Source organism: Flavobacterium defluvii, assembly GCF_900129555.1.
Classification (GTDB): Bacteria; Bacteroidota; Bacteroidia; order Flavobacteriales; family Flavobacteriaceae; genus Flavobacterium; species Flavobacterium defluvii.
Genome location: NZ_FQWC01000001.1, coordinates 85,266 through 97,835, shown reverse-complemented (window position 1 = coordinate 97,835; position 12,570 = coordinate 85,266). Strand labels below are relative to the sequence as shown.

10 protein-coding genes are annotated in these 12,570 nt (G+C 33.9%); 4 read left to right on the top strand and 6 right to left on the bottom strand.

What is annotated here, in order from left to right; all coding sequences use genetic code 11:
* Positions 1-52: 52 nt before the first annotated feature.
* The 6 genes from BUC29_RS00400 to miaB form a co-directional block, all read right to left on the bottom strand.
* Positions 53-328 carry a co-chaperone GroES gene (locus BUC29_RS00400; protein WP_008467105.1) on the bottom strand — a complete coding sequence of 92 codons (276 nt, stop codon included), beginning with the start codon at positions 326-328 and terminating at the stop codon, positions 53-55.
* A gap of 141 nt (positions 329-469) precedes the next feature.
* Entirely contained in the window at positions 470-808 is a 339-nt protein-coding gene (gene secG / locus BUC29_RS00395; protein WP_057123787.1) for a preprotein translocase subunit SecG, read from the bottom strand.
* 4 nt (positions 809-812) lie between these two features.
* Complete coding sequence (locus tag BUC29_RS00390) at positions 813-2,555, bottom strand: tetratricopeptide repeat protein (RefSeq protein WP_073412342.1); 1,743 nt, start codon at positions 2,553-2,555, stop codon at positions 813-815.
* Positions 2,556-2,672: 117 nt separating this feature from the next.
* Entirely contained in the window at positions 2,673-3,176 is a 504-nt protein-coding gene (locus BUC29_RS00385; protein ID WP_073412340.1) for an LptE family protein, read from the bottom strand.
* 98 nt (positions 3,177-3,274) lie between these two features.
* On the bottom strand, positions 3,275-4,534 hold the full coding sequence (locus BUC29_RS00380) for a sigma-54 interaction domain-containing protein (RefSeq protein WP_073412338.1): 1,260 nt from the start codon (positions 4,532-4,534) through the stop codon (positions 3,275-3,277).
* A gap of 145 nt (positions 4,535-4,679) precedes the next feature.
* Positions 4,680-6,125 carry a tRNA (N6-isopentenyl adenosine(37)-C2)-methylthiotransferase MiaB gene (gene miaB / locus BUC29_RS00375; RefSeq protein ID WP_073412337.1) on the bottom strand — a complete coding sequence of 482 codons (1,446 nt, stop codon included), beginning with the start codon at positions 6,123-6,125 and terminating at the stop codon, positions 4,680-4,682.
* Positions 6,126-6,494: 369 nt separating this feature from the next.
* On the opposite strand from miaB, the gene topA reads away from it, so the two are divergent.
* The 4 genes from topA (at position 6,495) to porL (ending at position 12,544) form a co-directional block, all read left to right on the top strand.
* The gene (topA, locus tag BUC29_RS00370) at positions 6,495-9,011 is read left to right on the top strand and encodes a type I DNA topoisomerase (protein WP_073412335.1); all 2,517 of its coding nucleotides are present in this window, start codon (positions 6,495-6,497) and stop codon (positions 9,009-9,011) included.
* A gap of 3 nt (positions 9,012-9,014) precedes the next feature.
* The gene (locus BUC29_RS00365) at positions 9,015-10,166 is read left to right on the top strand and encodes a formimidoylglutamase (RefSeq protein WP_073412333.1); all 1,152 of its coding nucleotides are present in this window, start codon (positions 9,015-9,017) and stop codon (positions 10,164-10,166) included.
* A 263-nt stretch (positions 10,167-10,429) separates the two neighbouring features.
* Positions 10,430-11,827, top strand: coding sequence for a T9SS ring complex lipoprotein PorK/GldK (gene porK / locus BUC29_RS00360; RefSeq protein ID WP_073412331.1), 1,398 nt, complete (start codon positions 10,430-10,432; stop codon positions 11,825-11,827).
* 72 nt (positions 11,828-11,899) lie between these two features.
* On the top strand, positions 11,900-12,544 hold the full coding sequence (gene porL / locus BUC29_RS00355; protein WP_073412329.1) for a type IX secretion system motor protein PorL/GldL: 645 nt from the start codon (positions 11,900-11,902) through the stop codon (positions 12,542-12,544).
* The last annotated feature ends 26 nt before the right edge of the window (positions 12,545-12,570 follow it).

Below are 12,570 nucleotides of genomic sequence, written 5' to 3'. Positions count from 1 at the left end.
CAAGTTAAATGAAGTTCTTTTGTTTTTAATACTTCGTACTTAATACAATATTTTAGATTATTGCAAGAATATCATCCTCGCGCATGATTAGATAATCAGTGCCTTCCAGTTTTAACTCGGTTCCTGCATATTTACCGTAAAGAACAGTGTCTCCAACTTTTACAGTCATAGTATGATCTTTAGTTCCGTTTCCTACTGCAACAACAGTTCCTTTTTGTGGTTTTTCTTTGGCAGTATCTGGAATAAAAATACCTGACGCAGTTTTAGTTTCAGCTGCAACAGGCTCAATAAGTACGCGGTCTGAAAGCGGTTTAATGTTTAAAGCCATGATTTTATGTTATTATTAAGTTATACGTTTTTTATTGTTCTCTAAACTTTCAGAAATTATGCCATGCTCTTTAAACTGACATTTTTTCCTAAAAAAAATGCCAGCTTTGACAGGCTGGCATTTTAATTTATATAAAAATTATTATTTAGCTGCTGGTGCTGCCGGAGCAGGAGTTTGTTGAGCCGGAGCAGCTGGCGTAGATGCAGGTGCTTCTGTTTTATCAATGATTTTAGATCCTGTATCACCTAAAGATCCTGTGAAGCTTAAACTTGAAAGCAAGATTAAAGCAATAAGGATAGTAGCTAGTGTCCAAGTACTTTTATCTAAAAAGTCAGTTGTTTTTTGTACACCACCTAACATTTGAGTTCCGCTGATAGTAGAAGATAATCCTCCTCCTTTAGGGTTTTGTACCATAATCACTACGATCAATAGAAAGCAAACTATTGTGATTAAAACTAAGAAAATTGAAAATGTGCTCATTGTATTAATTGTTATTGTTATTTTGTTGTAAAATCTTTATATCCGAAATGCGGTCTGCAAAGAAACTAATTTTTTCTGGATATTTCAAAATTAATATTTCATATGCTTGTATAGCCTTTGTATATTTTTTTTGTTCCAAATATACGCGAGCTAAAGTCTCTGTCATTAGGTATGAATTCTCCTCTTCATTTATATTAAAATGAATTGGCGGATTTGACATCGTAGGCTTAATTGGAGAAATTTTTGGATTTGTTTCTATAAATCTGTCAATTATTTCTGCCTTTTTTTTCTTTTCTTCCTCAGGAGAAATTATTTCAGTCATTTCAGTGGTTTTTTTTTCACCGTTTTCTGTTTCTTTTGCAACTTCTGCAGATCGATCGATAGGTTCTGCTCTTGATAATTGAAGCCATTCCTGAAAAGAATGTTTCTCGTTTACAGAAAAATCTATTGGTTTTCCTATTTCTAAATTTTCCTGAGCTTCTTTTACAGTTTCGGGAATTTCAATTTCAGAAGTCTCAATTTCAGAAGTCTCAATTTCAGAGGTTTCGATCTCTGGAGTTTCAAATTTCAGAAGTTCAATTTCAGATACTTTTTCTGCCTTTGGTTCTTCAAAAGTAACGGTTGATGCTTCTTTAATAGAAACCAAAATTGATTCTTCAACTGGATCAACATGTACTTCCGGAATTTCATCATCTACAAATTCATCAAAAAAAGTAGCTTTAGCAATAGGTTTTTCGATAACCGGACCGTCTGCCTTTTCTTCAACTGGGTTCACTTCTTTAAATGTATTTAGAATTTCTTCTTCACTTGGAGCTGCTATTGATTCTTCTATTTCCGGTTCGATCGTTTTTTCTTCCGTTTCTGTTACTTCTTTAAAAGTATCAAGTATTTCTTCTTCGCTAGGCGTAAGAATAGATTCATTAACTATGGCTTCTACTTTTATATTTTCAATTTCTGGTGTTTCAGTAAGAATATTGTCTGGATTTTCTTCTTCAAAAACTGCATTTGGTTCTTCTGCATCTCTTAATTCGGCAGTTTCTTCTACTTTATCGACTTCTTGAAAAGAGTTGAATATTGCTTCTTCGTTGATAATTGCAACGGGTTCTTCTGGAATTTCAGCTATTTCTTCAACTTCTGAAATTTCCTTAAAAGTGCTCAATATTTCTTCTTCGCTTGGCAAAACAATCGATTCTTCTGCAATTGGCTCAATTGTTTGTTGTTCAGCTTTTAAAGTCTCTTCAAACGTATTCTGCTCAATTTCATTTGTTTGAATTAAAGCTGATTCTTCTACTGCAACAGTGTCAACTGGTTTTACTTCTATTTTAGATGGTTCTTCAAAAACAACTGTTGTGGCTTCTTTTATTGATTTTAAAATCGACTGCTCAATTGGATCAATACGAATTTCAGGAATTTTTACTACCGGCTCAAATGATACTATTTCGCTGTCAACAACTTTAATTTCTAAAAGTTCTTTTAATTTTTGGTCGTAAAAATCATTCTGAATAGATTTAAAAGTCTCAGAAGTAATAAAATCAAATAAAACTGAACGATCCGCCGTATGTGCGGCCGTTACTTTTAAAGCGTAATTATACTTAAAGCTGTTTTGATTGTAAAGTCCTTTTAATCGAAGCGCTCTTGCGCTTTGAAAATACGGAAATTCATTCAAAACACTTCCTAACGCTTCGGCCTGATTTTCTGTAATTGTATCAGGTTTATTCATTAAGTGAGTATAATCGGTAACGTTCATTGTTTTTGTTTATTCGTTTAGTTAGTTCTTTATTCGTTTATTTGTTTAACTGTTTTTTTACATTTTATTCGATTTTAGATTTAATGAATAAACGATTCATCAGTTAAACTAAAAAAATTACCATTTTGCCAGCGATTCATTAAAAATATCCTGAGTGATTCTTTCGTAAATTGTTTTTATGGCTTCATTTAAAACACTTCCTGTTGGAAGTGAAGTTCCTGCGAAATCATAATAAAATTCAAATACTTTTTCAAAATCATCAGCTTCCTTCTTTTTATTAGTAAACCTCACATTGATACGAATCGTTAAACGGTTTTGAGCTGCCTGTTGATCGGCTGTTGCTGTCATTGGCGTAATTCTGTAATCAACAATTTCTCCTTCATAAACCAATTCACCTCCGTTACTTACTAGATTTAAATTGGTTTGATTCATAATCAAATCCTGCAATGCCAATGTAAAATCTCTGTCAATTCCAGGTTCAATCAAATCTGCATTATTGTGAAAAAAATTGACCTGAAAAGTTTTTGCATCAACTGGTTTTGCTCCTGTAAAATTGTAAACTCCACAACTGCTGAAAGTTGTTGCAATTAAAAGAACAATAAGATATTTTAAGTTTTTCATTTTATTTTATAAAGGATTGCTTCGTCGTTTTGCTGACGTTTGGTCAAAGATATTCATTTCGTTGAAAACATTTTTGTGTTTTAACTTCTTTACAAGAATTACAAATCGAATTGTTTGATTTTTCTATATAAAGTTCTTTCCGAAATTCCTAATTCATCAGCAGCTGCTTTTCGTTTTCCTTTGTTTTTTTCCAATGATTTCTTAATCATTTCGATTTCTTTTTGTTCTAAACGTAAAACCTCTTCTTCCTCAATAGTCTCGGCAAATAAATAATTGTCGTCTGGAATTTGATAATTCTCTTCGCGAACTGCCGGTGTCATAACGGCTGTTCTTGGTTCTTCTTCAAAATCAATTTCATTATCATTTTCCTGCGAACCATATATCTTCTGAATTAAATTAGGATTAATATCCTGCATTTTCGAAGACCCTCCGTTTTTCATTAATTCTAAAGTCAGCTTTTTCAGGTCGTTTAAGTCACTTCTCATGTCAAAAAGAACTTTGTATAATATGTCTCTTTCTGTACTGAAATCGCTTTCCTTTTTTTGATCGCTTATTACAGAAGGCAAATTGCTTCCTTCGGCAGGTAAATAAGATTGAAGTGTTGCCAGATTTATATCGCGATTGGTTTCTAAAACAGAAATTTGCTCGGCAACATTTCGAAGCTGACGAATATTTCCGCTCCATCTGAATTTCTGCAAAAGCTGTACTGCATCATCATCCAGTCTTAAAGGCGGCATTTTGTATTTATGAGCAAAATCGGCCACAAACTTTCTAAATAACAAATGAATATCGTCATTTCGCTCACGCAAAGGCGGCAATGTAATTTCGACAGTGCTTAAACGATAATACAAATCTTCGCGGAATTTTCCTTTTTCGATTGCATTAAATAAATTCACGTTTGTTGCCGCAACAATACGAACATTTGTTTTTTGAACCTGAGATGAACCTACTTTTATAAATTCACCATTTTCAAGTACACGAAGTAATCTTACCTGAGTTGTCAATGGTAATTCACCAACTTCATCAAGAAAGATAGTTCCGCCGTCTGCTACTTCAAAATAACCTTCACGTGTGCTTGTGGCACCGGTAAAAGCACCTTTTTCGTGTCCAAAAAGTTCACTGTCAATAGTTCCCTCCGGAATTGCTCCGCAGTTTACGGCAATATATTTACCATGCTTTCTGTGTGAAAGCGAATGTATAATTCTAGGAATGTTTTCTTTACCAACACCACTTTCTCCAGTTACCATAACCGAAATATCAGTTGGAGCAACCTGAATGGCTTTTTCGATAGCACGATTTAATTTAGGGTCATTACCAATAATCTCAAATCGTTGTTTTATTGCTTGAACTGTTTCCATTTGTATTTTGTTTCAAGTTTTTAATTGTTTCAGGTTTCAGGTTTTATGCTTTGACCTTACAACTTTAAAATTTGGCTTATAATTTTGTTTCAAGTTTGAAGTTACAGAAATAACCTGAAACTTGAAACCTGAAACTTCAAACAATTTAATTCATCTCACTCAATCCAACCGCTTCACCTTTTAAGGTTCCTGAAGTACAGCTTGTGATTTTTACGTTTACGAAATCTCCAATTTTGTAATTTTCTTTTGGGAAAACTACTGTTATACTCTGAGAATTTCTTCCAGAGAATTCATCTTTAGATTTTTTAGAAACTTTTTCTACTAAAACTTCAACGGTTTTTCCAACGAATTCTTCGCTTCTAAACCAAGCGTGTTTTTGTTGTAAATCAACAATTTCCTGAAGTCTTCTGGCTTTTGTTTCTTCTTCAACATCATCTTTCATTTTTCTTCCGGCAAGAGTTCCAGGACGTTCGGAATATGAATACATATAACCAAAATTATATTTCACATATTCCATTAAGCTTAAAGTATCTTGATGATCTTGCTCTGTTTCTGTTGGGAAACCGGCAATCATATCTTGCGAAATTGAAGCATCTGGAACAATTGCTCTGATTTTATCAATCAGTGCCATATATTCTTCACGAGTATGTAAACGATTCATTTCTTTTAAAATTCTATTGCTTCCGGACTGCACTGGCAAGTGAATATGTTTGCAGATGTTTGGGTATTTTGCAATAACATGCAAAATACTTTCGTGCATATCCTGCGGATTTGAAGTCGAAAAGCGAATTCTCATTTTTGGAAAACCAGCAGCAACCATTTCAAGTAATTGATCGAAATCTACTGCAGTAGCTTTTTGCATTTCAGATGCGTTTACGAAATCTTTTTTCAAGCCGCCTCCGTACCAAAGGTAACTGTCAACGTTTTGTCCTAAAAGCGTAACTTCTTTATAACCATTATTCCACAAATCCTGAATTTCGTTCATAATACTCTGTGGTTCACGGCTACGTTCACGACCGCGGGTAAAAGGTACAACACAAAACGTACACATATTATCGCATCCGCGTGTAATAGAAACCAAAGCGGTAATTCCGTTACTCATTAAACGAACAGGCGAAATATCTCCGTATGTTTCTTCCTTTGATAAAATTACATTGATTGCGTCGCGGCCTTCTTCAACTTCTGCTAATAAATTTGGAAGATCTTTATAAGCATCTGGGCCAACAACAAGGTCAACTATTTTCTCTTCTTCCAAAAACTGACTTTTCAAACGTTCGGCCATACAGCCCAAAACGCCCACTTTCATTTTCGGGTTTGTACGTTTTACAGCATTATATTTTTCCAGACGTTTGCGAATAGTCTGTTCTGCCTTATCTCTAATAGAGCAGGTATTAACCAGAACCAAATCAGCTTCTTCTAAAACTGAAGTTGTATTGTATCCTCCATCAGACAAAATGGAAGCTACGACTTCACTGTCCGAAAAATTCATCGCACAGCCGTAACTTTCTATAAATAATTTTTTAGTATTCTCAGGTTTATTTTCTAAAACAAGACTTTCGCCCTGTTTGCTTTCTTCAATAATCTTTTCCATTGTAAAAATTCAAAGTGCAAAGATAACGCAAATACGGTAAATATGACAAGATGGCAGAAAAGAATTTTAGTTCCGAAATTTCGGGATGATTTCAGATTTTAGATTGTAAAATGGGCTGTTTGTTTTTAAAGAATAGTAAGGCTTTCTAATTTAAATATTCATTTTGTAATCTAAAATCTCAAATCAGCAATCTCAAATAAAAGAATTTGACGGACTTATTTCGTTAAAAGTTATACCTATATATATAATCGAGAATATTACAGATAAATCTGCAATTTTAAGTTTCATAATATCAAAATACCTCAAAAATTCAATCACAAGGTTAATATTTAAAAAAAATAAATACTTTTGTTGCAGAAAATAAGAGCAATGGCAAAGAATTTAGTAATAGTGGAGTCACCTGCAAAGGCGAAAACGATCGAGAAATTTCTCGGCAGCGATTTTCAGGTGGAGTCAAGTTATGGTCACATAGCCGACTTACCATCAAAGGAAATAGGGGTAGATGTTGAGAATGGTTTTAAACCTAAATATGAAGTTTCTCCCGATAAAAAAGCCTTGGTAACTAAACTTAAATCACTATCTAAGAATGCCGAAACGGTTTGGTTAGCGAGCGATGAGGACCGCGAGGGAGAGGCTATTTCTTGGCACTTGGCGGAAGAATTAAAACTTGATACAAAAAAAACCAAACGAATTGTTTTTAATTCGATTACAAAATCTGCTATTCTTAAAGCAATTGATAATCCAAGAGAAATCAATTATAACTTAGTAAATGCGCAACAGGCACGTCGTGTTCTGGATCGTTTAGTAGGTTATGAATTATCTCCGGTTTTATGGAGAAAAGTAAAAGGAGGACTTTCTGCTGGTCGTGTACAATCTGTTTCTGTACGTTTAATTGTAGAAAGAGAACGCGAAATTCAAAGTTTTAATGCAGTAGCATCCTATTCTATTGTTGCAGAATTTGTAAACGAAGGCGGAAAAGCCTTTAAGGCAAAACTGCCTAAAAATTTCAATACTAAAAAAGAGGCCGAAGATTTCCTAAATCAAAACATCGGTTCTAAATATAAGGTAGCCGATTTAGAAACTAAACCTACCAAAAAATCTCCAACAGCACCTTTTACAACTTCTACATTGCAGCAGGAAGCTGCAAGAAAATTGTATTTACCAGTTGGAATTACAATGCAGTTAGCACAGCGTTTATACGAAGCAGGACTTATTACTTATATGAGAACTGACTCTGTAAATCTTTCAAAAGAAGCAATGGATGCTGCTGAAGCAGAAATTATAAAATCTTACGGAAAAGAATTCTCAAAACCGAGAACTTTTGCAACTAAAAGTAAAGGTGCACAAGAAGCGCACGAAGCAATTCGTCCTACAGATATGTCTCGTCATACAGTAAATATTGACCGTGATCAGGCTCGTTTGTATGATTTGATCTGGAAAAGAACTTTAGCATCTCAAATGAGCGATGCACAGCTTGAAAGAACAAACGTAAAAATTGAAGCTGATAATCATGACGAAGTTTTTACGGCTTCAGGAGAAGTTTTACTTTTTGAAGGTTTCTTAAAAGTTTATTTAGAAGGTCATGACGATGATGAGGAAGAACAAGAAGGAATGCTTCCGGCTTTAAAAGTAAATGAAAAACTGGCTAATAACTATATTACAGCTACAGAACGATATTCAAGGCCGCCGGCACGTTACACTGAGGCATCTTTGGTTAAAAAATTAGAGGAGTTAGGTATCGGTCGTCCGTCTACATATGCACCAACAATTTCTACCATCATCAATAGAAATTATATTGAGAAAGGTACTCTTGAAGGTGTTGAGCGTAACTATACACAGCTTACATTGCAAAATAGTAAAGTAGTTCAAAAGACTCTGAAAGAGAATACAGGTTCAGACAAAGGAAAATTAGTTCCTACAGATATTGGAACTATTGTTACCGATTTCTTGGTTAAGAATTTCGGAAATATTTTGGATTATAATTTTACTGCAAAAGTAGAACAGGATTTCGACGAAATTGCCGAGGGAAATATTGACTGGGCAATTATGATGCAGGATTTCTACAATAAATTTCACCCAAATGTAAAAGAGGTTGAAGCAAATGCTGAACGCGAAAGTGGTGAAAGAATTTTAGGAAAAGACGCTGACGGAAGACAGGTTTCTGTGCGTTTAGGAAAATTTGGGCCAATGGCGCAGATTGGAGAAGCAGATGACGAAGATAAAAAGTTTGCCAGCTTAATGGCAGATCAGAATATTGGAAATATCACACTTGAAGAAGCTTTAAATTTATTTTTACTTCCTAAAAATTTAGGAGATTATAAAGGAGAAGAAGTAGAAGTGAGCAACGGTCGTTATGGTCCGTATGTTCGTCACGGAAGTGTATTTATTTCGTTACCTCGTGGAGAAGATCCTTTAAGTGTTACCAAAGAAAGAGCGCAAGAGTTAATTGATGAAAAAGCCCTTGCAGATGCTCCAATTGCTACTTATAAAGGAGAAGCCGTACAAAAAGGAGTAGGGCGTTTTGGTCCTTTCATTAAATGGAATGGTCTTTTTGTAAACGTAAGTAAAAAATACAATTTTGATAATTTATCTCAGGCTGATGTTGAAGAACTGATTGAAGATAAATTACAAAAAAATATAGATAAAGTTCTTCATAATTGGGAAGAAGAAGGAATTGTTGTTGAAAAAGCCCGCTGGGGACGTTCTGTAATTTTAAAAGGGAAAATCAAAATAGAATTAAGTAAAGATGTTGATGCAACAAAATTAACATTGGCCGAAGTTCAGGAAATGATTGAGAAAAAAGCACCGGCTAAAAAGACAGCGGCTAAAAAAACGGCAACAGCAAAAAAAGCACCGGCAAAAAAAACAGCAGCAAAAAAGAAATAAAGAATGGAATTTGATTTTCTAGAGCCTTTAAATGACGGAATTTTAAAATTCATTAGTTCATTGTCTTCACAAGAACTGGGAAGTAAAATTGTTTTGCATACTCAGGATCAATTTCCGGATATCAGTAAAATTAATATTGCAATTATTGGAGTTTTAGAGGATCGACGCAATATTAACATGGTTAATGAAGTTAATCTAAATGCTGTTCGTAAAAAGCTTTACGGGATGTTTCCGGGTAATTGGGATGCTTCCATTGCCGATTTAGGAGATATTCTTGCCGGAGATTCTGTAGAGGATACTTATTTTGCAGTTAAGAAGGTAACTGCTGCATTAATTAAAAATAAAGTCATTCCTATAGTTCTGGGAGGTTCGCAGGATTTGACGTATGCTTTGTATCGTGCTTATGATGATTTAGAGCAAATGGTTAATCTGGTTTCTGTAGATAACAGATTTGATTTTGGTAAAGAAAACGAAGCGGTTTCGGCTAATTCTTATTTAACAAAAATCATAATTGATGAGCCAAACAATCTTTTTAATTACTGTAATATAGGTTATCAGACTTATTATAATTCACAGGAAGAAATTGATTTAATTGAAAAATTGTTTTTTGATGCTTACCGTTTAGGCGAGATTTCAAATAAAATAGCATTGGCGGAACCGGTATTTAGAGATGCTGATTTAGTTAGTATAGATTTAAATTCGGTAAAGTCTTCAGATTCAGGAAATACAATTTCTTTTGAGCCAAATGGTTTCAATGGAAAAGAAATTTGTTCTTTGGCGAGATATGCAGGAATTAGTGATAAGGTGTCTTCATTCGGAGTCTTTAATCATAATAGTACAGTTTCAGAAGCACCTATTACAGCTCAGATAGTTTGGTATTTTATAGAAGGATATCACTATCGTTCAAAAGAATATCCTTTTGGAAGCAGAACAAATTATTTAAAATATATTGTTCCTCTTGAAGAAGAAGAATTGGTTTTTTATAAAAGCGACAAAACAGAGCGTTGGTGGATTGAAATTCCGTTCGAAACAAACGGCAGCAATAAATTAAAAAGAAACACGTTATTACCGTGTTCTTATGAAGAATATTTGAGCGCTTGTAATCAAGAATTGCCAGAAAGATGGTGGAAAGCACAGCGAAAAAACGCTTTGTAAAAGAAAATTTTAATAAAAATCTTAATTTTTTAAGTTTTTTCAAAAAAAAGTTAAAAAAATTAGTAAGATAAGGTTTATATATTATAAAATTTAACGTTTTACGTCGATTTTTTTAATCAGTTTATCGATGAAATATTTTTTTTTTATTTTATTTAACATTATTTTTGGACGGTAAAATAAATTTCGCAAGTAGTATTGTTTTTTAGATAAATAATAAATACGTTTACGGACTTTTAATAATGAATAGATAATCCCAAATTTATATGAAGAAGTTTATTGCATTTGCAGCAATGTTAACACTAGTAATCGGCTGTGGTAAGTCAGGTGACAAAGGTGAATTAGTTGGTGTTACAGGAGGGAAATGGCATCCCGAAAAACCGTATGGAATGACATTAGTTCCGGGTGGATCTTTTATTATGGGTAAAGGTGATGCTGATTTAGCTAATGTAGAAGATGCTCCAACAAGAACAGTAACAGTTCGTTCGTTCTATATGGATGAAACTGAGATTACTAACAGTGAGTATCGTCAATTTGTAGAATGGGTAAAAGATTCTACTATGAGAGTTCGTCTTGCTATTTTAGCGGATGAAACAGGACAAAAAAGCACTGGCGGTAAAGGAAGTAAAGGTGGAAGTATTGCTGATTATGCATTTAATGATTCTGAGCCTGATAAAATGACGGCGTATGATAAATATATGTATGATAACTACTATAGCGTAGGAACAAAAGATGATCCTTATGCTGGTAGAAAATTAAACAAAAAAGTAAAGTTAATTAGAGATACTAAGGCTTATCCGGATGAATATTATGCTGAAGTAATGGATTCTATGTATTTACCAATTGAAGAATCGTATAATGGTTTAAGAACAATTGATGTAAATAAATTGAAATTCCGTTATTCTTGGATGGATATTCAGGCTGCTGCAAAAGCTAAAGTTGGAAAAAGAAAAGACTTCGTTAAAACTGAGCAGGTTAATGTTTATCCTGATACAACAGTTTGGATTAAAGATTTCTCATATTCATATAATGAACCAATGCACAACGATTATTTCTGGCATAAAGCTTACGGAGACTACCCTGTTGTTGGTGTAACCTGGAAACAAGCTAAAGCATTTTGTGCATGGAGAACTTTGAATAAAAACAGCTATATTAAATCTAAGAAAAAAGGACGTGACTTAGTTAATGCTTTCAGGCTTCCAACAGAAGCAGAATGGGAGTATGCTGCAAGAGGAGGTCTGGAGTCTGCTACATATCCTTGGGGAGGTCCTTACACTAAGAGTGACAGAGGCTGCTTCATGGCTAACTTTAAGCCAAACAGAGGAGATTATGCAGCTGATGAAGCTTTATATACTGTTGAAGCAAAATCTTACGAACAAAATGGTTACGGATTATATAACATGGCAGGAAACGTTTCTGAGTGGACAGATTCAGCTTATAATCCAAATGCATACGAGTATGTTTCTACAATGAACCCTAACGTAATTGATGGAAACAACCAAAGAAAAGTTGTTCGCGGAGGATCTTGGAAAGACGTTGCTTATTTCCTACAAGTAAGTACTCGTGATCACGAATATGCTGATTCAGCCAGAAGTTATATAGGTTTCAGAACTGTACAAGATTACATGGGAACTCAAGTAACAGGAGGCGGAAAAAAGAAATAGTAATTTATAATTAAATCAATACAATAACCAAATCGAATCTATTTTAAAATTAAAACCTAAAAAAAAATTATTATGGCATTATTAAGTAAAAAAGCAATGAATTTCGCTTATGGTATGGGAGCGGCAGTAGTAATCGTTGGAGCTTTATTCAAAATTACTCACTTTGAAATTGGACCATTAACAGGAACAGTTATGCTTTCAGTAGGTTTATTAACTGAGGCGTTAATCTTCGCGTTATCTGCTTTTGAACCAGTTGAAGACGAATTAGATTGGACTCTTGTTTACCCAGAATTAGCGAACGGACAGGCTAGAAAAAAAGAGGATAAAGTTGAATCAACAGATGCCCAAGGTTTATTATCTCAAAAATTAGATGCAATTTTAAAAGAAGCTAAAATTGACGGTGAATTAATGTCAAGTTTAGGAAACAGCATCAAAAATTTCGAAGGAGCTGCAAAAGCAATTTCTCCAACTGTAGATTCAATCGCAGGACAAAAGAAATATGCTGAAGAGTTATCTCTTGCTGCTGCACAAATGGAATCATTAAACAGTTTATATAAAGTACAATTAGAAAGCGCTTCAAGAAATGCACAAGCAAATACTGAAATCGCTGAAAACGCTTCTAAATTAAAAGAGCAAATGGCTTCTATGACAGCAAACATCGCTTCTTTAAACAGCGTTTACGGTGGAATGCTTTCTGCAATGAGTAACAAAGGATAATTAGTTTTTAGCTAAAATATAACATT